The following is a 23,392-nucleotide window of genomic DNA, read 5'->3' as shown; positions in this document are numbered from 1 at the left end:
CGGATGAAGCCGTCGGCTCGAAGGTAAGGCTTGCCCGATGGGTACCAGCTACGAACCGATGAGTCTGGCCAGGTTGGCCACCCATCTGGCATCCGCGGACACCGACCAGACTCGCTGGAAGCTCGTATGGGAGTTTCTGGAGGAGTACCGCTGGGAACCCGCCGACACCAGGGTCGACCTGTTACGAGATGAACCCGCGCTGAGCGGAGACCCACGGTGGGACGCGCTGCTTGCCGCGCTCGCGGAGCACCTGCTAGCTCAGGCGGATCTTGCCCCGCCCGCATGGGTCGACGCACGTGTTCTGCGCCGGGCATGGTTCCCGGCCGAACTGGCCATCCACCGGGCCGACGCCCTGGCATGGGCCCCGGCTGCATTCCGGAAGCACGGGGTGTACCTGTCCGTTCACGACCTGGCCGCAGCGTGAGCGGATCAGACGGCGTCCTCATGGGGCGCGCGGAACTCGAACGCGCTTTCGCTCACCTGGGCGACCGGATGGTCCGCCGCGGAGTCGTCGCTGACATCTCATCGTGGGTGGTGCCGCGATAGCGCTCGCCCACGACGCGAAACGGGTGACCAGGGACGTCGACGCAATGTTCGTCCCGCACGGAGTCGTCCTCGATGAGGCGCGTGCAGTGGCCGACGAACTGGGCCTACCGCCGTGGTGGCTCAACGAGCAGGCCAGCGTTTATGTCTCCGGCAAGGACGACCCGGGCAAGCGACGAGTCTTCGACCACCCTGGCCTGCGCGTGATGGCCGCCTCGCCGGAGCACATCTTCGCGATGAAAGCGCTCGCAGGGCGAACCCTCGACGTGGACGACCTTCGCGCCCTGGCGGCGCTGGCCAAGGTAACGACGGTGGACGACGCTATACGTCTGTGCAGTGACTCTTACCCCGACGAAGCGATCTCGCCACGAGCAATGGGAGTTATCCGCGAACTTTTCGGATGATTCGGATCCCCCATGCAGCGCGGCGGTCAATGTGATCACTTCCGATGGCTCAGGCCTCTAAGCAGGATCCTCACGTGTCCGCCAAAAGCGCGTGAAGCGTGACCGTAAAGCGCGGCGCTTGCTCAGAATCCTATCTGCGGTTGTTCGCCTCGGACATGGAACAGTTGGTGCCGTCGGGGGAGAGGTGCTTCGGGAATCTGCCGTTCCTGTTCAGCGTCAGGGACGTGCGACGGCAGGATGGACAGATCTGACGGCTGCGTGGACGCCTGCACTGTCTTGGGATATCACGATCCGCAGTGTGACGAGTCGTTCCCGAGCCATCGCATTCCTTCTGGGCACCGTGGCCGAACATGCCGTACGTCTCTTCGCCGTAATGCTTCGGCAAAGTCTTGATCTTCGTGAGCTTCAGACGCAGACAACAGACGTCACAGTGAGCCAAGGGTAGCGACCTCCCGTGGCGGACGCTCCTGGCACCGATCGGCGTCCAGAGGGGATTTGCCACTGCATTCGCTGTAAGGCTTCAGGGCTGATGCGAGGGGCAGCCATGAGCGGATGCTGCCCGAGGCCCGATCGAGGTCCCCTCTACTCAGGGACAACGCACGTTGAGTCATGCACGGAAAGTATCGATCAGAGTGCGCAGGGTCAAGTGGAGTGATGCTCTGCGCGAAGCAGGTGCGGGGTGGCCTCGAGGCCTGCCCCGGCCTGGTATGCCAGCCTGCTCGTCAGGGCTTATGCCGTCGCCATGACTGTCTACCCCAGCTCCGACACCGCGGCGGTCCGGCGACTCATCCGGATCCAGGCCCTCGCCCTGGCGGTGCGAGCGCAGATCTGCGCGTTGCGGGAATACCTCGTTGCATGGCGTTGGTCGGCGCCGGATGCGCTGTGCGCTGTCCGCGGTTGTGGTGAATTTCAGAGTTCGCCGAAGGCGGTGAACCTGGTGCGCTCGCTACCGAAGAACGCGAGCGGCACGGGTTGCCGTCAACGCCGGCCGACTGAAACTCACCAGGACCCAAGCGGTGGGCTCCAGCTTGATGCCTGCACGGTCATTTCGGTCAGTCGATAACCGAGCCAGCTGGCTGGCAAGATTGGACCATAAGCGGCCCGACTTCGATTCATGCTCACGCCCGGTAATGGGCGCGCGAGGTTGAGCCAACCCTGAACGTGCCGTAATCTATGAGCATGTGCACCCGAAATGGAGCACCGATGATACGTACAAGAGTTCGAATCCCCCCTCGGACACCAGAGTTCGTGGATATCCACGCGAGATCAACTTCCTCTCGCGTGGGGACGCGAGCTGCGACGACTCATATGTGTGCACCGGCCCCACGAAATCGGTGCCACCTGCATTGACACCCTTGCCTCCGCGCTGGCGGGGGCCCAGGTGAATCGCGACCGCTCGCGCCGTCGCTGGCCCGACGAGCAGCTCGTCGAGGCGCTCGTTCCTACCCACTGCCGGTCGCGTCGCCGGAACCGGCGCCGCTGCCGACTTTGCCCGCGCCCGCCGCCCGCACGGGCGATGGCGTGCTGTTCGATGTGGGCCGCCCCGACGCCGCCGGCCGGGTCACCGCTCGTGCGCTGTTGCGGGCGTTGGGCTGGACACCGGGCCTCGCGCTGTACGTCGACGTCGTGCGCGGCGCGATCCTGATTACCCCGGCCGCCGTTGGCGCGCATGTCGTGGGTGCCCGGGAGGAGCTGCCCCTACCGGCCGCCGCCCGACACCTGTGCGGCATCGCCACCGGGGAACCCGTCCTCCTGGCCGCCCTGCCCCGCCGCAACCGCATCGTCGTGCACCCCTCAAACACCGTCACGGCGGTCCTGGCCGACCTGCACGCCCGCATCCTCGCAGAGCCCTCATGACCACGGATCCCGATCGTGTCGCCACCGCCCGAGCGCTCCTCGCGCATCTCGGCCTCACCGCCGCCGACCTCACCGGCAGTAACTGGCCTGCCGTGCCGACAGTCGCCGAGTACCTGCCTGCTGTCGTCGCCGCGGCGAGCCCAGGCACCCGACGCACCTACGGCAGCTCCTGGCGGCGCATGGCCGCCGCCCTCAGCGATCGGCGTATCGACGCGGTGCGCGCCAGCGACATCGAAGCCCTCATGCGACAGGCCGTCGCCGGTGCCCGCCCTCGCCGCAACTGCCGAAACGGCCGGCGAGCACCTCATCGCCGCAGCCCGCGCCTTCTACAACCGCACCGTCGCCGACGGCTACCTGACCATCGCGGACAGCCCGGCCCATCGGGTCCGCAAACCCCGCCGGCTGCCCAACACCCGCCGTGCCCTCACCCCCGACGAACTGTCCGACATCAACGCCGCCGCCCGCAGCGGCGGCAACGACATCGTGCTCGACGCCCTGCTGCTGCGCTTGCACACCGAAACGGCCTGCCGACGCGGCGGCGCCCTCGCGCTACGCCTGACCGACCTGGACACCGACCACGCGCTCATCCGGCTACGCGAGAAGGGCGGCACGCAACGCTGGCAGCCCATCACCCCGATGCTCGCCAGCCGGTTGGATGACCATGCCCGAGCCCGCGGCGCTTTCGCACCGACTGATGCGCTGCCGGTCGTCAGTAGGGCAGCGCCATGCTGGCACGCGTCTGGTCGGCGCCGGCGCTGGTATACCGGTCCGCGCTGCGCCCGCCGTGCCAGTCGATGATGAACAAGGTGGGGTCATCGGCCAGGTCCGGTCCGCTGACCTCACGTACGGCATCGGCCAACGCCTGGCCAGCCTCGCGGGCACAGACCAGGGATCGACCGCAACCTCGTCGGAAGATACAGGCTCGCGGCGTTGCGCTGCCGCAACGTCGAACCCGTCTCCGACGCCGCTCGGCTGCGCTGGATCGGTGTCGATCACGGTGCTCAGCCCGGATGAACGATGCGTCGGCTGGGTACGCTGTCCGCTGCTTGCCGCACTCGTGATCATTCGAGGTTCGCGTGACGAGGTGGCCGACGTAGGGGACGGAGCCGACATGGGCAGTGGGCAGGACACAAGCGCGCGGTCGCGTCGGCCGGTCTCCTCACAAGCCTCTGCCGCCGACCGTGACGCCGACCCGAGTCCAGCCGGCGCGCCGACGATGCCCGCTCGAGTGGAGGTGCCCAGTTCGCTGCGCCCGCCGTCGAAGACGGTGACGCGGTGGCTGCTCAAGCACCGGGTGCAGCCGGCGGGCCCGGAGAGCGGCGAGTCGCACACCACGCCGCATCCCTGGTGGAAGGTGATGTGCCTGACCGGGGTGGACTACTTCTCCACCTTGTCGTACCTGCCTGGCATCGCGGCCCTCGCTGCGGGGGCGCTCTCACCGCTGGCGACGCTGCTGATCGTGGCGCTGACGCTGTTCGGGGTGCTGCCGATGTACCGGCGGGTGGCCGGGGAGAGCCCCAACGGGCAGGGATCGGTGGCGATGCTGGAACGACTTCTGCCGTTCTGGAAGGGCAAGCTGTTCGTCCTGGTCCTGCTGGGGTTCGTGGCCACGTCGTGGATCATCACGATCACCCTGTCGTCGGCGGACGCCACGGTGCACCTGCTGGAAAACCCGGTCCTGCCCGACAGCTTTCCGCACGGCACGACCGCGGCCGTGGTGGTGACGGTGGTGCTGCTGCTGGTCCTCGGCGGGGTGTTCCTGCTCGGCTTCAACGAGGCCGTCGGCGTGGCCATCCCCCTGGTCGCGGTGTTCCTCGCATTGAACGCTGCCATTGTCGTGGCTGGATTCGTGGCGATTGCGCAGGATCCGGCGCTGCTGTCCGGGTGGACCGACGCGCTGACCGCCGGCAGCAGCGGCGTCGGCGATGTCGTCGGCCCCGCAGTGTTGGCCTTCCCGCTGCTCGTGCTCGGGTTGTCCGGCTTCGAGACCGGAGTCAGCATGATGCCCCTCGTGCGCGGTGACGGTCTCGACGCCGAGCAGCGACTGGCCGCGCGGATCCGCAACACCCGCAAGCTCCTCACCACCGCCGCGCTGGTCATGTCCGGCTACCTGATCGCCACCACGCTCGTCACCACCGTGCTGATCCCCGCCGAGGAGTTCCAGCCCGGCGGGGCGGCCAACGGCCGCGCGCTCGCCTACCTGGCCCACGAACGCCTCGGCGAAGCCTTCGGCACGGTCTACGACGTCAGCAGCGTGCTGATCCTGTGGTTCGCCGGCGCGTCAGCGATGGCCGGACTGATCAACATCGTGCCCCGCTACCTGCCCTCCTACGGCATGGCCCCCGAGTGGGGACGTGCCGTGCGGCCCGTGGTCATTGTCTACACCCTGATCAGTATCGCGATCACCGTCGCGTTCGCCGCGGATGTGGACGCCCAGGCCGGCGCGTACGCCACCGGGATCCTGGCGATGATGGTGTCCGGGGCCGTCGCGGTCACCATCTCCGCGCTGCGCCGCCGGCAACGCGCCGCCACCGCCGGGTTCGCGGCGCTGACGGCCGTGCTGGGTTACGCGCTGGTCGAGAACGTCATCGAGAAACCCGACGGCATCGCCATCTCCGGGCTGTTCATCGCCGGAATCATCACCGTCTCCCTCATCTCCCGGATCTCGCGCACCACGGAACTGCGGGCCGAGCGCATCGAGTTCGACGACACCGCCCGCCGGTTCATCGCCGACTCGATCGCCCACGATGGGCGGCTGCACCTGATCGCCAACCGCCGTCAGAGCGGCGTCGCGAGTGAGTACCGCCTCAAGGAACGCGCCCAACGAGGCCTCAACCCGGTCCCCGGCGCCGCCGACGTGCTCTTCCTCGAAATCGACGTGGCCGACCCGTCGGAATTCAGCGGCATCCTGCACGTCACCGGCATCGACGTCGGCGGCCACCGGGTCCTGCGCACCACCGCTCCCGCCGCCCCGAACGCCATCGCCGCGATCCTGCTCGCCCTGCGCGACGCCACCGGCGTCCGACCCCACGCCCACTTCGAATGGTCCGAAGGCAACCCGGTGGCGCACCTACTGCGGTACCTCCTGCTCGGCCGCGGTGACACCCCACCCGTCGTCCGGGAGATCATCCGCAAGGTCGAACCCGATCCGGCTCGCCGACCGGGCATCCACGTCGGCGGCTGACACCCGCTCGCCTGAACCATCGTCTCGAGCTCCCAGGGCGAGCCGGCGCGATCTCACGTCAACCCGCGCGTTCCGCACTGGCCGTGGCCTGCGGGTAGCAGACGTCGATTCCGTTGCCGTCCGGCAGGCGGGCGTCGAGGATTGCCACATTCGGCCGCAGGGCCGGTATTTGGTGTACGGCCTCGACCGCTGATCCGGATTGTCCGACGACCTCGATGTCACCGTCCTGAGTCAGCAACTCACAGATGCCGCGACGGACGACCTCATGGTCATCGAGCAGAAAAACACGAATCACCTTTCCGTTGTACTCCGTGGCGGCCTGGTTGAGCAGGGTCCAACGGCCCTTCCTGGCATTTCGCCATGAGACACACGAAGGTTTCAGGTCTTATGGCCCTGCCTGTCCGCCCCCTTCCAGCGCACGCTGCCAGTTACGCGTAAGCCGCCAGCAACAACTCACGCTCGCCGGCCTGCGGTAGCCGTCTTCGTCGTGGCCCAGACGGATCCTCGCCATAACGCGGCACCACGGCCGATAAGCTGCCAATTCATTGGAAAGCGCCGGGAGGCGACCGATCATGACTATGACAACCACCGCAGGTGGAGGAACGCCGTTCGCTGCTGGCACGCAGACCTCACTGGGTTCATTCGACACCTACCCCGAGGCCCAGCAGCTCGTCGACTACCTTGCCGACCACGACTTTGAGTCGCCACCACCCAGATCGTCGGCACCGTGGCCGCGTGCCCTGCTGTCCGGCTCGGCGAGCGGCGCCTGGTTCGGAGTCTTCTCGGCCTGCTCATCAACCTGCTCGGCGCCGTCGGATTCGCGCGGGCGATGGTTCTCGGGATCCTCTGGGGTGTCGCATTCGGGCTCGTGTTCGCCGCTGTCGGTTACGCGATGACCCGAGGACGTGGCGACTTCACCTCCCGCAGCGCCACCATCCCCAGCCACTTTGACGTCATGGTCTCCACCACTCACAGCCTGCGCGCCCAGGCAGTTTTGGCCGGCCCTGCCGCCTGACGGCGCTGCACGACGTCGATCCAGTTCGTTTCCAGCCACTCGACTACGGAGGTCGTCATGAAGGCACTCGTCTATCACGGACCCGGCGTCAAGGCATGGGAAGAGGTCGACCGACCCCGACTGGCCGCTGACTCCGACGCCATCATCTCCGTGGATACGACCACGATCTGCGGCACCGACCTGCACATTCTCAAGGGCGACGTGCCCGCCGTGGTCGACGGACGGATCATCGGCCACGAAGCCGTCGGCACCGTCACTGAGATCGGCTCCGGCGTCAAGAAGCTGAAGGTCGGCGATCGGGTGCTGGTGTCCTGCGTCAGCGCGTGTGGGGCATGCCGGTTCTGCCGGGAGAGTCGCTACGGGCAGTGCGCCGGTGGTGGCGGCTGGATTCTCGGTAACGAGATCGACGGCACCCAGGCCGAGTTCGTGCGAGTCCCGTTCGCCGACAACTCCACCTACCCGGTGCCGGCTGGCGTCAGCGACGAGGAACTGCTGATGCTCGCCGACATCCTGCCCACCGGGTACGAAGTCGGAGTTCTCAACGGGCAGGTCCGCCCTGGTGACGTGGTGGCCGTGGTCGGCGCCGGGCCGATCGGGCTGTCGGCGATCAGCGGCGCCAAGCTGTTCAGCCCCAGCCTGGTCGTCGCGATAGACCAGGCGTCATCGCGGCTGGAGGCAGCCAAGCAGTTCGGCGCCGACGTCGTGATCAACAACGCGGAGCACGATCCGATCGCCGCGGTCCGGGACCTCACTGGTGGGCTCGGCGCTGACGTCGCGATCGAGGCTGTCGGCCTGCCCGCGACGTTCGAGCTCGCCGCCGACCTGGTGCGACCGGTGGGCCGGATCGCGAACATCGGCGTCCACGGCAAGCCGGTCACCCTGCACCTCGAGCGGCTGTGGAACCGTGACGTCACGATCACGACCGGTCTCGTCGACACCTCCTCGACGCCCACCCTGCTGCGCCTGCTGACGACCCGGCGGATCGACGCGCAGCGCTTCGTCACACACCGGTACGGATTCGACGAGTTCGTACACGCCTACGACGTGTTCGCCAACGCTGCTGACACCGGCGCGCTCGAGGTGGTGCTCAGCCGCGCCAGCTGATGTCCGCCGGGCCGCCGTCCCGCTCGACGATAGCTTCGTCGGGCGCGTTCGACCTGGGGATCCAGCGTTCGGCACGTGCCAACGCGGGTACAACGGCCCCCACCGGCAGGGCCCACCGCCTCTGCCCCGCACAGCAGTGCAGGCGCAGGCTGAGCGTATGCAGACCGACAGCGACACGGCGAACACGGCAGCCATCCGGGAGCGACAGTTTCGCACCGCTGGCTCCGAGCCGTTGATCGTGAACACCCAGCCGTGGCGCGGGAACGTCGACGCGTCAGGTCTGCACCTGTACACCGACCGCGAGGCGTTCCGGGTCGAGCAAGCGCCCGCCGGGCAGCCAGCAACTGCACCCCGGCGAATCGGCAACGACCTGAGCACGCACGTCCCGCTGCGCCCGTGAACGTCGACCAGACAGGAACTCCCATGTCCCAGATTCCGCTCATTGTCGCAGGGCTGGACGGCTCACCGTCCAGCCTGGCGGCCGCCGATTACGCGGCCACCCTCGCGCTTCGCCGGGGAGCCGAGCTGCGGTTGGTGTCGGGTTACCTCACCCCGTTCTACGGTTTCGGACCGACCATGATGTCTGATCCCTACCTGGGCGGTGTCGATCAGGGCGTGGAGGAGGCCGGCAACGCCCTGCTGCACGAGACTTCCGAGCGGCTGCGCAAGCAGCACCCGGAGTTGGGAGAGGTGCAGTGCCAGCGGATCGCCGGCGGCGCCGCGTCGGTGCTCGTTGAGCAGTCGCGCACCGCTGCGGTGACCGTGGTGGGCGCCCGTGGCGTCGGCGGCTTCGCCGAACTGTTGCTCGGCTCCGTCTCGGCGCAGCTCGCCGCGCACGCCCACGGCCCGGTCATCGTGGTCCGGCCCCCGGTTGCCGACACCGTCGTCGAGCGTGGCCCGGAGCAGCCGGACCTGCCGGTGCCTGCCCTCGGGCCGGTGCTGGTCGGCCTCGACGGTTCACCGGCCGCGGACGCGGCCCGGGACTTCGCGGCCACCGAAGCCGACCAGCGGCAGGTGCCGCTGATCCTCGCGCATGTCTACTGGCCTGGCCCGTGGGAGCGCTTTGCCGGCACCGATGTCGAGGCGCAGGCCGCCGCGGAGCGCGCCGCCGAGCAGGAAGCTCAGCAGGTCCTCGCCGACGCGGCCGCGACCGTGCGGGCCAGCCACCCGCGTGTGGACGTGCAGTCCCGGCCGATCCGAAGCCTCAACGCCGAGCACAGCATGGTCGACGTGTCCGGTGACGTGGCGTTGACAGTCGTCGGTTGTCGTGGCCGCGGTGGCTTCTCCGGGCTGCTGCTCGGCTCGCTCAGCGGCGCGCTCGTTCACCACGCTCATGGGCCGGTTGCGGTCATCCACGCCGGCACGCACTGATCACCAGCTCGTCCCTGCACGTAGACGGCTCCGGGTTTCCGGTGCCAGCAAGGGGAAACGCATCATGACCACCACCATCTGGATCATCGTCGCGACGCTGGCAGTGCTCCTGCTGGCGCTGTCCCTCAAGGTCGTCAAGCAGTACGAGCAGGGGGTGCTGTTCCGGCTCGGCCGGGTCATCGGCGTCAAGAAGGCCGGGCTGACCGCGATCATCCCGTTCGTCGACGTGCTGCACCGGGTGAGCCTGCGCATCATCACGATGCCGATCCAGTCGCAGGGCATCATCACCCGTGACAACGTGAGCGTCGACGTCTCCGCCGTCGCGTACTACCGGGTGACGGACGCGGTCAAGTCGGTGGTGGCGATCGAGAACGTCGAAGCCGCCATCAACCAGATCGCCCAGACCACCCTGCGCAAGGTCGTCGGCCAGCACACTCTCGACGAGACGCTGTCCGAGACCGACCGCATCAACCTCAACATCCGCGAGATCCTCGACGTCGCCACCGAAGAATGGGGTGTCGCGGTCACCCTGGTCGAACTCAAGGACATTCAACTGCCCGAGAGTATGAAACGAGCGATGGCCCGCCAGGCCGAAGCCGAGCGGGAGAAGCGCGCGAAGATCATCGCCGCGGAGGGTGAGGCGCTTGCCGCCGACGCCCTCGGCACCGCCGCCGACATCATGATGGCCCACCCGCTCGCCCTGCAGCTGCGCAACCTGCAGAGCCTCGTCGAGCTCGGCGTCGACAAGAACTCCACAGTCGTCTTCCCCGCCCCGCTGATGTCCACCATCGGTGAGCTGGGTTCGTTCCTGGCTCGGGAGAACGCGGCCGCCGCCGCAACCCCGCCGAACGTGACAGCCACGCCAGCTTCTGACCAGTCGCTGCCTGCTCAGCCCGCACCCAACGGCAAGGCCGCGCTCGCCGAGGCCACCACATAGAAGATCGAGTGTCTGGTCGCCGTCTGTCTTAAGGACCGACGGCGGCCGGGATCAGTCAGCCGACCCATCGGGCGCACGCCCCGCGGGACACCGCACGACCAGCCCAAGAAGGAACGTGAGTGCGATGGTCGACATCGCCCGGAACCACAACACCGTAACCCCCACGGCGGCCGGCCCCACGTTGGCACCGACGGCGCCCCTGGCCGTCGCTGTGCCCGACACCGCAGCCCGCCGGACCGCGGACGGCCGGCGCTCCGTGGACGTCGACGTCCGGCACGCCGGTCGCGAGTCGTCAGCGGCACTACCCGGCGTCGAAAGCCGCTCCGCCGTCGCGGCCCGTTACCTGCTGGCGGGCATCCGGATCGCGCTGGGTTGGGTCTTCCTCTGGGCCTTCCTGGACAAGCTGTTCGGGTGGGGATTCGCCACCCCGTCGGCGCGGTCCTGGCTCAACGGCGGCAGCCCCACCGCGGGCTTCCTCGGCGGCTCCGAGGGCCCGTTCAGTGGCTTCTTCACCGCCATCGCCGGTGACACCGTCACCAACGTGCTGTTCATGGGTGCGCTGCTGGCCATCGGCACGGCGCTGATCCTCGGCATCGGGATGCGGCTCGCCGCTGTCGGCGGCGCGGTCCTGGTCGTCATGATGTGGGCAGCGGTCCTACCGCCGTCGAGCAACCCGTTCATGGACGACCACCTCGTCTACGCGGCCATCCTGATCGTCCTGGCCCTGCTCAACGCCGGGAACACGTTCGGTTTCGGCAAGGCGTGGTCGGCCACCCCGCTGGTCCGCAACGCCACCTGGCTCAAGTAGCCCGACCCGCTGCGGGTCACCCGATGTTGCGGTGGCCCGCAGCGCCCGGGATTCGGCCGCCCCGGCAGCAACGCTTCGGGCCCACCCCGACGCTCCGGTGCTGGTCACCGCCATCGCGGACGATTGGCGCTCGCTGACGGCCATGACCGCGACTGATCAGCAGTTGCGGCGAGCTGACGCCTCGACGGGCACGTTCCGCTCCGGTGGGGGTGGGATCAGCGACTGAGGCCGGCGGCTGCGGCCCAGCCGGCCTGCGTACGAGGGCGAACCAGAAGCTCTGGTAGGCGCCAGCGCGGTCATAGAGGCCCTTCGACTCTGTTCTGCCTGCCTGCGCAGGGGGACCGTGGAAACAGTGCAGACAACAAGGGTTCACGCGAGAACTCCGCTAGCGACAGCAGGACGTCGTTCGGCGATGGTGTGGGCCACTGTCGGGCTGCTGGCGTTCCTCGGCATGAGCGGACTGTTCGGCGGAGTCGGTCTGATCTTCGGTATCTGGGGCATGGACCAGATACCCCGTGAACCACTTGCCCGTATTCCCCTCATTGACAGCTGGCTCGTTCCCGGGCTGGTGCTGGCCGTGGGCTTCGGCCTGGGATCGCTGATCGCCGCCTACGGTGTCCTACTTCGGCCACCATGGCCGTGGTTCGCGACCGTCGGGCGCCTGACCGGCCGTCACTGGTCCTGGCCGGCCACGATTCTGCTCGGGCTGGGCCAACTGGCCTGGCTCCTGGTGGAGTTCCGCTACGTCGGCCCGTCGCTCCTGCTGTTCGTCTATGGCGCGGTCGGCGCCGCTCTCACCGTGCTCCCCATGCTCGTGCCGGTGCGTCGCTATCTCACCACGGAGCGCACCCCGTGACCGTTCACCCGATCGTCGGTCACCCGGTTCGGCGTCATCTGGCGCGCTTCCGCCGGTGGTCGAGCGGTACCTGAGGCGCGCCGTCTCAGATCGCGACCGGGTGCAGCAGTTGGTGCGGGTGACCCAGCAGGACCCGAAATCAGCGGAACGGGCGGCAGCGCTTCAGCGCCACCGTCGGTGCGCGACCGACCGACGTCAGGGCCAACATCCCTGGAGGGCAGCGGGAGAGCGGTCAAACGTTCGGGTCTTGTGGCCCTGTCCGACACGCCGCCTCCCGAGGCACGGTTGAGTCGAGCACGAGGACAGGAGGCGGCGACGTGGTGACAGGCACACAGCGGACGACCGTCGTGGGGAACTCTCCCGGCGCGATCGCAGGGGACAGGGTCCGGACATCCCGGAGCCCGCTGCGATGACTGCGGTTGTCGAGGCCGTGCCCCAGGAGACGGGTGACCTGACCGGACCGGAGTCCCGCGTCCGAACCCGGTTGTACGACAAAGGCGTCTGTGTCGCGCGGGACTTTCCGGTCGCTGAGATCTCCGCGCATCTCGCTGACCCCAACTCCGTGGTGTGGCTCGATCTGTGTCGGCCCACCGCTGGCGACTTCGAGATGGTGGACACCCAGTTCGGGTTGCACGAGCTCGCCATCGAGGACGCCCTCCAGGAGTCGCAGCGCCCGAAGCTTGACCGGTACGCCACGCACCTGTTCATCAGTGCTTACGCGGTCACGACCGAGTCCCCGGGGATTCGCCTGCGTACCAGTGAGATAGCCGTGTTCCTGACCGACCAGGCGCTGATCACCGTGCGCAAGGACGAGGGCTTCGACATGGCGCCGGTCCTCGCCCGCTGGGACTCCTCGGCCGATCTCGCGGGTCACGGCGTCGCGTTCCTGCTCCACGGCCTGCTCGACCATATCGTCGACGGGCACTTCCGCGCGGTGGAGCAGCTCGACCAGGGCATCGAGCGGCTGGAGGAGCTGTTGTTCGGCGAGCGCCGGGCGCAGATCCAGGCCGTGCAGCGGCGCTCCTTCGCGCTGCGTCGCGACCTTGTGGTGCTGCGTCGGGTGGTGCTGCCGATGCGGGAGGTCCTCAACAGCCTGCTGCGTCGGGACCTGCAGGTCGTCGACGAGGTGATGACGCCGTACTATCAGGACGTCTACGACCACGTCCTGCGGGTCACGGAGTGGACCGAGTCTCTGCGCGACCTCGTCGCGACGACAGTTGAGACGAATCTGACGATCCAGGCGAACCAGATGAACCTGATCATGAAAAAGGTGACCAGCTGGGCGGCGATTATCGCCGTCCCCACTGCGGTCACCGGCTTTTACGGCCAGAACCTGCCGTACCCCGGATTCGGCTCCCAAGGGGGAGTGCTGGCCTCGACAGCCTTGATCGCGGCGCTTTCCGCCGGCCTGTACGGGGTCTTCAAACGCAAAGACTGGCTGTAGCGCAGGGCTAGCAACACCGCGACTGGCGGGAACACGCGGCCGGATTGCACAGCGCCGGCCGGCCGGCAGTTCTCATCGCCCTCGACGCGGCGGAACTCTCCTGAAGCCCTCGCCTGTGTTTCGCCAACAGAGCCGCCCTGAGCGGTCGAAAGGGAGCCACGGTGACATCCGGTCCGCAGACGTCCATCCCACAGAGCGGAGTTAGGTCCGCCTCGTTGGATGTGACGGGAGAACTGGACCGATTGGATATCAGTCCGCGCGGGCTGTCGGCCGACGAGGCTGCGGTGCGGCTGACCCGCGACGGGCCCAACGAACTGCCGGCAGCCCGTGGTCCGTCGGTGCTTCGCCGGTTCGTGGCCCAGTTCACCGACCTGTTCGCGGTGATGTTGCTGGTCGCTGCGGTGATCACGCTGATTGCCTACGAGCTGGGCCGGCCGCGTGACGCCGGGAACCTGCAGCTGGCGGTCGCGATCCTGGCGGTGGTGCTGCTCAACGCGGTGATCGGCTTCGGACAGGAGTTCGCCGCCGAACGTACGGCCGAGGCGTTGCGGGCCATGGTGCCGCGTCGGAGTGTGGTCCTGCGCGATGGTGAACGCGTCGACGTGTCGGCGGTCAGCCTGGTCGTCGGCGACACCCTGGTGCTCGAGGCGGGCGACGCGGTGCCCGCCGACGCTCGGGTCGTCGAGGCGCACGGGTTGAGCGTCGACAACTCTGCGCTGACCGGCGAGAGCGAGCCGGCTCGGCGTACATCTGACGCTGTTGCGGCAGGCGTGGCGCCGCTGGACGCCGGCAACCGGGTGTGGATGGGCACGACGGTCTCAGCGGGTACCGGTCGCGCGGTCGTCGTCGCGACCGCCACGGACACCGAGTTCGGCCGCATCTACCGGCTGACCGCCCAGACCCGCACCGAGCGAAGCCCGCTGCAACGGCAGGTCGCCGGGATGGCGCGCCGGGTGGCCGTCGGCGCGTTCTGCATCGGTGCTCTGGTGTTCGCGATCCGGCTGCCCGCAGGTGGTCCGGTGGTGACGTCTTTCGTGTTCGCGCTCGGCGTGATGGTCGCACTGGTGCCGGAAGGGCTCCCGGCGACGATGTCGGTCGCCCTGGCGGTCGGGGTCCGGCGGATGGCGCGCCGTAAGGCGCTGATCAAGAAGCTGGTCGCGGTGGAGACCCTGGGATCCACCACGGTGATCTGCACCGACAAGACCGGCACGTTGACGAAGGCCGAGATGACGGTGCAGGCGGTCTGGGTCCCCGACCAGATCCACGCGGTGTCCGGGGCGGGCTACGAACCGGTCGGTGACGTCGAGAATCCCGAGCCGCTGCGCCGGATGCTGCGGGCCGCCGCCCTGTGCTGCGATGCCAGGCTCCTGCCACCTCAGCCTGGTGGGCGCTGGCGGGTGCTGGGGGATACGACCGAGGGCGCGTTGCTCGTGGTGGCCGCCAAGGCAGGCGTGGACATCAACGCGGAGCAACGCGCTGCCCCCCGCGTCGAGGAGTTCCCGTTCGATGCCGACCGGAAGCTGATGACCACGGTGCACCGCGAGAACGATGCGGTCGTCGCGTACGTCAAAGGCGCACCGCAGGAGCTGCTCGCCCGCTGCACCCACCTCGCGCAGGGCGACGATGTCGTCGCCATCGGCGACGCGATGCGCAGGCGAGCGATCGCGGTCACCGATGACATGTCCCGCGACGCACTGCGCGTACTGGGCGTCGCCTACCGGCCGGTTCCGGCGGACACCGGGCAGGCCGAGGCGGAGCGGGATCTGATCCTGCTCGGCCTCATCGGGATGCTCGACCCGCCGCGCCCCGAAGTGTCCGCGGCGATCGCGACCTGTCAGCGCGCCGGCATCCGGATCGTCATGGTGACCGGAGACTCCGTGCTGACCGCCCAAGCCATCGCCCGCAAGGTCGGCCTCATCACCGGAGCATCCCCTCGCGCCCTGACGGGCGCAGATCTCGACCGCCTGGACGATCAGCAGCTGCGCACGTTGCTGGCGGACCCGTCGCCGGTCCTGTTCGCCCGGGTCAAGCCCGAACACAAGATGCGCGTCGTGTCGACGTTCAAGGACCTGGGAGAGATCGTCGCGGTGACCGGTGACGGCGCCAACGACGCTCCCGCCCTGCGCCGCGCCGACATCGGCGTGGCGATGGGCGCCTCCGGTACGGACGTGGCCCGCGAAGCCGCTGTCATGGTGCTGCTCGACGACTCGTTCGCCTCCATCGCCGCCGCGGTCGAACGGGGAAGGTCGGTCTACCAGAACATTCGCACGTTCCTCATCTACGTCTTCACGTCCAACGTCGGCGAGCTCGTCCCCATCGTGGCGGCCACCTTCGCCGGCTTCCCGCTCGTGCCGCTGTCCGCCGTTCAGGTACTCGCGATCGACCTTGGCTCGGACGTGCTGCCCGCTCTCGCCCTGGGCACGCTGCAGCCCGAACCCGGCACGATGGACAAGCCGCCCCGTAACCCTCGTGAGTCGTTGTTCTCGGCCGCCGTCGTCCGCAGGATCCTGTTCCTCGGCGGTATCCAGGCCGCCGGGGTCACCGGCGTCTTCTTCTGGCACATCCACAGCGCCGGACTGCCCTTCAGTGCCTTCACCGCCGACAACACGGTCTACCGGGAGGCCCTGACCATGACCCAGGCGGGCATCGTGATCAGCCAGATCTTCGTCGGGCTGACCCTGCGCAGCGACCGGCTCAGCATTGTCACCCTCGGCCTGCGGTCCAGCGGCCGGATGCTCGCCGCCCAGGGCCTCAGCCTCGTCGCGATCTGTGCGATCACCTACCTGCCGCCGCTGCAGCGCCTGTTCCACACCGCCGCGCTGTCCGTGGCGGACTGGGCGATCCTCGTGGCCTGCGGTGTTCTGCTGCTGGCAGCGGACGAGATGCGCAAGGCCGTGCTGCGTGCACAGCGACGCCACGCGGGCTCGGTGAGCGTAGGAACCGCAGCGACCGGGCCGTCGAAGGCTGTTCGGTGATACCCGACCCGAAATGACATCGGGCCGACAGGTTCCAGCCGGGAACCAGTTTGTCGGCGGCGGTGCGGCCGGGGTCCCCGGGCCCGCGCTGAGATGATCGAGGAGCGTTCGATGCGCGCCTGTATTCGCGCCCGCCATGCGCCGCCGTAGCGACACGTCCGTCATCTGTTCCAGACCTCGGTAGCAGCCCGAGGAGACAGGCCGGGCTGAAGGGGTCTTCTGGCCCTGACCATGTGCCGGTGGCGAGCGCAGACTGAGCACATCGGCGAACGTGGGCGTTCGTCTTCCGCGAGAGCAGCGCGGCGCTCACGTCACCGCCGAGCCGATCAGCCGCGGCCACCGCCCCGGTGGCCATTGGCAGACCGCTGGCACGCCCCGGGCTTCTGACGGTTGCCCGGGTGAACGCCTCGCGCCCTCGGCTGACCGTCGTCATGCACGCGTGCACGGCACTGCCTCCCATACCGATAGGAAAGGCGGCGGTCCTGATGACCGCGACCCGCACCGCACCTCTGGACACCGCATCCACTCTCCTGGTGGCGGCGGGCGAGCCGTTGGGTTCCGACGAGCTGCACCGTATCGACGCGTACTGGCGGGCGGCGAACTACCTGTCGGTCGGGCAGATCTACCTGATGGGCGATCCGCTGCTGCGTGAGCCGCTGCAGCCGGCGCAGGTCAAGCCGCGGCTGCTCGGGCACTGGGGCACCACTCCCGGTCTGAACCTGCTCTACGCCCACCTGTCGCGGATCATCGCCGCCCGTGGCCGGGAGGTCATCTACGTGACCGGTCCGGGTCATGGTGGCCCCGGGCTGGTCGCGAACACCTGGTTGGAAGGCACCTACTCGGAGATCTATCCGCGGATATCGCAGGACGCGGTCGGTATGCAACGGTTGTTCACGCAGTTCTCCTTCCCCGGCGGCGTCCCGTCACATGTCGCGCCGGAGACGCCTGGGTCGATTCACGAGGGCGGTGAACTGGGCTACTCGCTGTCGCACGCCTACGGCGCGGCCCTGGACAACCCCGACCTGGTCGTGGCGTGCGTCATCGGCGACGGTGAGGCCGAGACCGGCCCGCTGGCGGCGTCGTGGCACTCGAACAAGTTCCTCGACCCGGTCGGTGACGGTGCGGTGTTGCCGATCCTGCATCTCAACGGCTACAAGATCGCCAATCCGACCGTTCTGGCCCGCATCGGCGACGACGAACTCTGCAAACTTCTCGAGGGGTACGGCCACAAGCCCTACCTCGTCGCCGGTGACGACCCCACCACCGTTCACCAGCTCCTCGCCGCCACCCTCGACGTGGTCTTCGATGAGATCACCGAGATTCAGCGGGCCGCCCGCGAGGATGAGGTCACCGACCGGCCGCGCTGGCCGATGATCGTGCTGCGTACCCCCAAGGGGTGGACCGGCCCGCAGGTTGTCGACGGGCTGCAGGTGGAGGGGACGTGGCGTGCCCACCAGGTCCCGCTGACGGCGGCCCGCGACGACGCCGCCCACCTCGACGCCCTCCAGACGTGGATGCGCTCCTACCGGCCGGAGGAACTGTTCGACGCCGACGGCGCGCCGCAGTCCTGGGTGGTCGACTGGCTGCCCCGAGGCGAGTTGCGCATGTCGGCGAACCCGCACACCAACGGCGGTCGGTTCCCCCGGGACCTGGAGTTGCCTGACTTCCGTGACTACGCGGTGAAGGCCGGTGAGATCGCCGAGGCGACGCGGGTGCTGGGCGGGTGGTTGCGCGACGTCATGGCAGCGAACGTCGAATACCGCAACTTCCGCCTCGTCGGTCCGGACGAGACCGAATCGAACCGGCTCGGCGCCGTCCTCGACACCACCGGCAAGGCGTGGCAGGCCCGCGTTGACGACGTGGACCAGCACTTGGACCGGCACGGCCGCGTCATGGAGATCCTCTCCGAGACCACCTGCCAGGGCTGGCTGGAGGGTTACCTGCTCACCGGCCGGCACGGGCTGTTCTCCTGCTACGAGGCCTTCATTCACATCGTCGACTCGATGTTCAACCAGCACGCGAAATGGCTCAAGACCACCCGGCACCTCGGCTGGCGCAAGCCCGTGCCGTCGCTGAACTACCTGCTCACCTCGCACGTCTGGCGCCAGGACCACAACGGCACCTCCCACCAGGACCCCGGCTTCATCGACCACGTCGTCAACAAGAAGGCCGAAGTCGTCCGGGTCTACCTGCCACCGGACGCCAACACCCTGCTCTCGGTGGCCGACCACTGCCTGCGTAGCCGCGACTACGTCAACGTCATCGTCGCGGGTAAGCAACCCGCCCCCACCTGGCTCGACATGGACGAGGCCGCCCTGCACTGCGCCCGCGGCCTCGGCATCTGGGACTGGGCGAGCAACGACGACGGCGACCCCGACGTGGTCCTCGCCGCAGCCGGGGACGTACCGACCGGCGAGATCCTCGCCGCGACCGACCTGCTCCGCCACCACCTGCCCGACCTCAAGGTCAGGGTGGTCAACGTCGTCGACCTGATGCGCCTACAGCCCGACTCCGAGCACCCGCACGGCCTGCCGGACCCGGAGTTCGACGCCATCTTCACCACCGACCGGCCGATCATCCTGGCCTACCACGGCTACCCGTGGCTGATCCACCGCCTGACCTACCGCCGCACCAACCACCACAACCTGCACGTGCGCGGGTACAAGGAAGAGGGCACCACCACCACACCGTTCGACATGCTCGTCGTCAACGACATGGATCGTTTCCACCTCGTCATGGACGTCATCGATCGGGTTCCGGGCCTCGGACGCAAGGCAGCCGTCCTGCGCCAGCAGATGGTCGACAAACGCGCCGAGCACCGCGCCTACGTGCGGCGTACCGGCGAGGACCTGCCCGAGATCCGCGGCTGGACGTGGCCGCACAGGCCCTGACCGGTCCGACGTCCAGTCATCCCGAAGGAGATCCGAGCATGAGCACTGACGCTTCCATCCGAGCCGCCGACAACCGGGCTGACACCCGCACCGACACCCGGGCCGCCGACACCGGCGCCGAGGCCCGGGCGCTGTCCACCGCCGCCGCAGCGGCGGGGCACGCCCCGTCGATCCACAACACACAACCCTGGCGTTGGCGTGTGACCGGCAACGAGCTGGACCTCTACCTCGATCACAGCCGGGGCCTCGAGATCACCGACCCCGACTCCCGCCTTGCCGTCCTGAGCTGTGGTGCGGCGTTGCACCATGCTCTGGTCAGCCTGGCCGCAGCCGGCTGGCACACGCGCGTCGCCCGGATGCCGAACCCCGCGCACCCCGACCACCTCGCGCAGGTGCGCGTCGACCACCGAACCCCGGTCACCCCGGCTGCGGTACGCCATCTGCAAACCATCGCCCTACGGCACACCGACCGCAGGCCCGTCGTGAGTGACCCGGTTACCGCCGACAAGCTGCACGCCGTCGTCACGGCCGTCGAATCCGCCGGCGCTCACCTTCACCTGCTCCGGCCCGACCAGGTGTACGACCTGGCCACCGCCGTCGATCACGCTCAGCGCACGGAGGCCGACGAGGTCGCCTGGCAGGCCGAACTCGCCTACTGGACCGGCGGCACCCGGCCGCTGGGCACCGGCATTCCGGACTCCGCCATCGGTGACCGCGCCCCGCAAACGACAGTGCCCGGTCGCGACTTCGGCCACTACGGCGACCTGCCCATCTCCGAGGCGCACGAGAACGCGGCCACCTTCGCGATTCTCTACGGGCTTGAGGATGGCAAGCTCGACTGGCTCCGCGCCGGCGAGGCGCTCTCCGCCGCCTGGCTCTCCGCAACCGAACTCGGGGTGTCCGTCCTGCCGTTGAGTGCCACGATCGAGGTGGCCGGCACCCGTGAGCAGCTGCGTCGCCTGCTGGCCGACCTCGGTCACCCGCAGCTCGTGCTGCGCTTCACCACCGCGGACCCGGGCGGCACCGCCGCTGCGCACACTCCGCGAATCCCTGCCGATCAGGTCATCGAGCGGGCCTGACCAGCCGTCGCGCACCACCGGCCCCGCGAGGCTGTCACCACGACCGAGAAGGCGGGCGAACCACAGTGACCGTACCGAAGACGCAATTCGCACCGGGTGTGGGCTCGGAGCCCCGGTCGAACGGCGGTCTGAGCCCGGCCCCGGCCGGTGGCCTGTCGTCGGGCGACGCTGCGGCGCGGTTGGCGCGTGATGGCGGAAATGTGCTGCCGACGCCGAAGGCCACGCCGTTGTGGCGAAGGATCGTCACGCAGTTGCGCGACCCGCTGGTGCTGGTCCTGCTCGCCGCGGCAGGGTTCACCCTGGCGACTGCCGACTTCACCGACGCGGCCGTCATCCTGCTGGTCATCGCCGTCAACACCACCGTAGGGGTGCTTCAGGAGATCAAGGCGGAGCGGGCCATCACCGCCCTGTCCGCCCTGACCGCCCCGGCCGCCCGGGTAGTCCGCGACGGCAGGCAACGTGAGGTCCCCGCCGCGGACCTGGTCACGGACGATCTGCTGATCCTGGCCGAAGGCGACGTCGTACCCGCCGACGCCCGCCTCGTGGAGTCGGTCGCGCTGCTCGTCGACGAGGCGGCGCTGACCGGAGAATCCGCGCCTGTCGACAAGTTCTCCGCCGCCGGCGCGGACTCGGCTTCTTCAGCGGTCGTGTCGGCCGGCACGGTCGTCGTCCGGGGCCGCGGGCGCGCCGTCATCAGCGCGACCGGCGCGGACAGCGCGATGGGCCGCATCGCCGCCATGATGGTCACCAGGCCCGGCCTGACGCCCCTGCAGCGTCGCCTGGCCGGCGTGGGCCGCCAGCTCGCTGTCGGCGCGTTGTTGCTCTGCGGGCTGGTCCTGGCCCTCGGCCTGGTGCGCGGACAACCGCTGCAGCTGATGATCGTTACGGCGATCAGCCTGGTGGTGGCCGCCGTACCGGAGTCCCTGCCGGCCGTGGTCACCCTCAGCCTGGCCCTGGGCGCACGGCGGATGACCGCCCGCCACGCCGTGATCCGCAGGCTGCCGGCGGTGGAAACCCTCGGATCGGTGACGATCCTGGCTACCGACAAGACCGGCACCCTCACCGAAGGCACCATGGTCGTGCGGCAGTTGTGGACCCCACACGGGGACGCCTCGGTCAGCGGTTTCGGCTTCGCTCCCAACGGGCAGATCCACCGCGACGGCGAGAACATCATCGCAGGCCAAGCCGGTTGCCAGGCTCCCGACCTCGTGGAGCTGATGCGGGCGGCAGTGCTCTGCAGCGATGCGTCACTGCGGGCGCCCGGCCCCGACAACGACGAATGGGCGGCCGTCGGTGATCCCACCGAGGCCGCGCTCCTGACCGCCGGCGGCAAGCTCGGCATCGACGTCGACGCGCTGCACCAGGCGTCGCCCCGGCATGCTGAGGCGCCGTTCGACAGCGACCGCAAACGGATGAGCACCGCTCACCGGCTGGCCGACGGCCGTATATGGATCATCTGCAAGGGGGCACCGGAGTCGCTGCTGCGGCCGGCGGTCCTCAGCGACCATCCTGACGTGCTGCGTCAGGCCACCGACCGTGCCGACACCCTCGCCGGTGAGGGTTACCGGGTCCTCGGCGTGGCCCAGGCCGACCGCGACACCGTGCCCGGCGACGCCGCAGGTTACGAGCACGGCCTGCGGCTGCTGGGCCTCGTGGCGATCCTCGACCCGCCGCGCGCGTCTGCCGCAGCCACCATCGCCGCGTGCCGCGACGCCGGCATCATCCCGGTCCTGATCACCGGCGACCACCCCGCCACCGCCACCGCGATCGCGACCGAACTGCACATCATCGGAGCCGGCGAGACGGCGGTCGACTGTCGTACCACCGATCCCGGCCCGGCGGCCACCCGCGGCGTGCGGGTCTTCGCCCGCGCCACCCCGCAGCAGAAGGTTGTCATCATCGACGCCCTGCGTGCCGCCGGCGAGGTCGTCGCGATGACCGGCGACGGCGTCAACGACGGCCCCGCACTGCATCGCGCCGACATCGGTGTGGCCATGGGCAGGCGCGGCACCGAAGTCGCCCGCCAAGCCGCCGACCTGGTGCTCGCCGACGACGAGCTCGCCACCGTCGTCGCCGCCGCGCAGGAGGGTCGCCGCGTCTATGCCAACATCCGCCGATTCCTGCTCTACGCCCTGTCCGGCGGCGCCGCCGAGATCGCCGTGATGCTCGTCGGGCCGTTCGTCGGCCTGCCCCTGCCGCTGCTCCCGGCCCAGATCCTCTGGATCAACCTGCTCACCCACGGCCTGCCCGGCCTGGCCATGGGCAGCGAACCCGCCGACCCCGACGCCATGCGCAGGCCCCCACGCCCGCCGGCAGAAACCGTCCTCGGCGCCGGACTGTGGCAACGCGTCCTACGCGTCGCGGCGGTCATCGCCGCCGTCACGATCGGCGTCGGCGTGTGGGCGCACACCACCGACCGGCCCTGGCAGACCCTGACGTTCCTCGCCCTGGGCCTCACCCAACTCGCCGTCGCCCTAGGATCACGGGCCCGTCCCGGCACAGCGGCCAACCCCATGCTGTTCGCCGCCGTCGGCGCCGCTCTACTGCTGCAACTCGCCGCCATCTACGCCCCACCGCTGCGTGAGTTGCTCGGCACCGAACCGGTCGCCGCCACCGACCTACTGATCGTGACGGCCGTGTCCGCTCTGGGCTACGCCGCCATCCGTCTCGACCGCCGCATCCACTCGACCCCGCCACAGGCGGGGGATAGTCGGCCCGTTCCGGCGTCGATCTGAGCTGGCCGGGCGGCTTACGACGAGACTGACAGGAGCTGTCATGCAGAGGTTCTCCCTGACGGCACTGGCCCGCCAGCAGCTCGAGCTGTTCGGCATCGCAATCGTCACGAACGCCTCGTCGTAGTAGCGGTGTCCTTTCGCCCCGGCGCCGGTGGACACGCGATCGCTGAACTGAAGTGGCGACGTCAA

Annotated in this window: 17 protein-coding genes and 1 pseudogene; 17 read left to right on the top strand and 1 reads right to left on the bottom strand. The window is 69.0% G+C overall.

Annotation, left to right across the window (positions count from 1 at the left end):
- Positions 1-37 precede the first annotated feature (37 nt).
- The 5 genes from OOJ91_RS09120 (at position 38) to OOJ91_RS09100 (ending at position 5,988) form a co-directional block, all read left to right on the top strand.
- Positions 38-424 (top strand): hypothetical protein, encoded by a 387-nt coding sequence (locus tag OOJ91_RS09120; protein ID WP_266244203.1) that lies wholly within the window; start codon positions 38-40, stop codon positions 422-424.
- A gap of 103 nt (positions 425-527) precedes the next feature.
- On the top strand, positions 528-947 hold the full coding sequence (locus OOJ91_RS09115) for a hypothetical protein (protein ID WP_266244202.1): 420 nt from the start codon (positions 528-530) through the stop codon (positions 945-947).
- A gap of 1,521 nt (positions 948-2,468) precedes the next feature.
- Complete coding sequence (locus OOJ91_RS09110) at positions 2,469-2,804, top strand: hypothetical protein (RefSeq protein ID WP_266244201.1); 336 nt, start codon at positions 2,469-2,471, stop codon at positions 2,802-2,804.
- A 261-nt stretch (positions 2,805-3,065) separates the two neighbouring features.
- Positions 3,066-3,602: a tyrosine-type recombinase/integrase gene (locus OOJ91_RS09105; RefSeq protein ID WP_266244200.1), complete on the top strand. Its 537-nt coding sequence runs from the start codon at positions 3,066-3,068 to the stop codon at positions 3,600-3,602.
- A gap of 418 nt (positions 3,603-4,020) precedes the next feature.
- Complete coding sequence (locus OOJ91_RS09100) at positions 4,021-5,988, top strand: amino acid transporter (protein WP_266245321.1); 1,968 nt, start codon at positions 4,021-4,023, stop codon at positions 5,986-5,988.
- 97 nt (positions 5,989-6,085) lie between these two features.
- On the opposite strand, the pseudogene OOJ91_RS09095 reads toward OOJ91_RS09100, so the two are convergent.
- Positions 6,086-6,283, bottom strand: a pseudogene (locus tag OOJ91_RS09095) (response regulator transcription factor); the annotation flags it as partial.
- A 432-nt stretch (positions 6,284-6,715) separates the two neighbouring features.
- On the opposite strand from OOJ91_RS09095, the gene OOJ91_RS09090 reads away from it, so the two are divergent.
- The 12 genes from OOJ91_RS09090 to OOJ91_RS09035 all read left to right on the top strand — a co-directional run bounded on the left by OOJ91_RS09090 (position 6,716) and on the right by OOJ91_RS09035 (position 23,203).
- On the top strand, positions 6,716-7,003 hold the full coding sequence (locus OOJ91_RS09090) for a hypothetical protein (protein WP_266244199.1): 288 nt from the start codon (positions 6,716-6,718) through the stop codon (positions 7,001-7,003).
- A 57-nt stretch (positions 7,004-7,060) separates the two neighbouring features.
- Positions 7,061-8,107: a zinc-dependent alcohol dehydrogenase family protein gene (locus OOJ91_RS09085; RefSeq protein WP_266244198.1), complete on the top strand. Its 1,047-nt coding sequence runs from the start codon at positions 7,061-7,063 to the stop codon at positions 8,105-8,107.
- A 157-nt stretch (positions 8,108-8,264) separates the two neighbouring features.
- Positions 8,265-8,507, top strand: coding sequence for a hypothetical protein (locus OOJ91_RS09080; RefSeq protein ID WP_266244197.1), 243 nt, complete (start codon positions 8,265-8,267; stop codon positions 8,505-8,507).
- Between the two features lie 23 nt (positions 8,508-8,530).
- Positions 8,531-9,478 (top strand): universal stress protein, encoded by a 948-nt coding sequence (locus tag OOJ91_RS09075; protein WP_266244196.1) that lies wholly within the window; start codon positions 8,531-8,533, stop codon positions 9,476-9,478.
- 64 nt (positions 9,479-9,542) lie between these two features.
- The gene (locus tag OOJ91_RS09070; RefSeq protein WP_266244195.1) at positions 9,543-10,415 is read left to right on the top strand and encodes a slipin family protein; all 873 of its coding nucleotides are present in this window, start codon (positions 9,543-9,545) and stop codon (positions 10,413-10,415) included.
- Between the two features lie 256 nt (positions 10,416-10,671).
- Entirely contained in the window at positions 10,672-11,223 is a 552-nt protein-coding gene (locus OOJ91_RS09065) for a DoxX family protein (protein ID WP_439117055.1), read from the top strand.
- 412 nt (positions 11,224-11,635) lie between these two features.
- Positions 11,636-12,079, top strand: a complete 444-nt coding sequence (locus OOJ91_RS09060) for a hypothetical protein (RefSeq protein WP_266244193.1) — start codon at positions 11,636-11,638, stop codon at positions 12,077-12,079.
- Positions 12,080-12,488: 409 nt separating this feature from the next.
- On the top strand, positions 12,489-13,523 hold the full coding sequence (locus tag OOJ91_RS09055) for a magnesium transporter CorA family protein (protein ID WP_266244192.1): 1,035 nt from the start codon (positions 12,489-12,491) through the stop codon (positions 13,521-13,523).
- A gap of 161 nt (positions 13,524-13,684) precedes the next feature.
- Positions 13,685-16,498, top strand: coding sequence for a cation-translocating P-type ATPase (locus tag OOJ91_RS09050; protein ID WP_323178430.1), 2,814 nt, complete (start codon positions 13,685-13,687; stop codon positions 16,496-16,498).
- A gap of 485 nt (positions 16,499-16,983) precedes the next feature.
- On the top strand, positions 16,984-19,389 hold the full coding sequence (locus OOJ91_RS09045) for a phosphoketolase family protein (RefSeq protein WP_266244191.1): 2,406 nt from the start codon (positions 16,984-16,986) through the stop codon (positions 19,387-19,389).
- Positions 19,390-19,427: 38 nt separating this feature from the next.
- Positions 19,428-20,468: an Acg family FMN-binding oxidoreductase gene (locus OOJ91_RS09040; RefSeq protein WP_266244190.1), complete on the top strand. Its 1,041-nt coding sequence runs from the start codon at positions 19,428-19,430 to the stop codon at positions 20,466-20,468.
- 65 nt (positions 20,469-20,533) lie between these two features.
- Positions 20,534-23,203, top strand: coding sequence for a cation-translocating P-type ATPase (locus OOJ91_RS09035; RefSeq protein ID WP_439117033.1), 2,670 nt, complete (start codon positions 20,534-20,536; stop codon positions 23,201-23,203).
- Positions 23,204-23,392 lie beyond the last annotated feature (189 nt).

It is taken from the genome of Micromonospora lupini (genome assembly GCF_026342015.1).
Taxonomy (GTDB): Bacteria; Actinomycetota; Actinomycetes; order Mycobacteriales; family Micromonosporaceae; genus Micromonospora; species Micromonospora lupini_B.
This window is presented reverse-complemented; position numbering and strand designations above follow the sequence as displayed.

Coding starts and splice junctions, on each gene's coding strand:
- OOJ91_RS09040 (WP_266244190.1), top strand. CDS start 19,428: ATGAGCACTGACGCTTCCATCCGAGCCGCCGACAACCGGGCTGACACC.
- OOJ91_RS09055 (WP_266244192.1), top strand. CDS start 12,489: ATGACTGCGGTTGTCGAGGCCGTGCCCCAGGAGACGGGTGACCTGACC.
- OOJ91_RS09045 (WP_266244191.1), top strand. CDS start 16,984: ATGACCGCGACCCGCACCGCACCTCTGGACACCGCATCCACTCTCCTG.
- OOJ91_RS09080 (WP_266244197.1), top strand. CDS start 8,265: ATGCAGACCGACAGCGACACGGCGAACACGGCAGCCATCCGGGAGCGA.
- OOJ91_RS09100 (WP_266245321.1), top strand. CDS start 4,021: ATGCCCGCTCGAGTGGAGGTGCCCAGTTCGCTGCGCCCGCCGTCGAAG.
- OOJ91_RS09075 (WP_266244196.1), top strand. CDS start 8,531: ATGTCCCAGATTCCGCTCATTGTCGCAGGGCTGGACGGCTCACCGTCC.
- OOJ91_RS09070 (WP_266244195.1), top strand. CDS start 9,543: ATGACCACCACCATCTGGATCATCGTCGCGACGCTGGCAGTGCTCCTG.
- OOJ91_RS09120 (WP_266244203.1), top strand. CDS start 38: ATGGGTACCAGCTACGAACCGATGAGTCTGGCCAGGTTGGCCACCCAT.
- OOJ91_RS09085 (WP_266244198.1), top strand. CDS start 7,061: ATGAAGGCACTCGTCTATCACGGACCCGGCGTCAAGGCATGGGAAGAG.
- OOJ91_RS09060 (WP_266244193.1), top strand. CDS start 11,636: ATGGTGTGGGCCACTGTCGGGCTGCTGGCGTTCCTCGGCATGAGCGGA.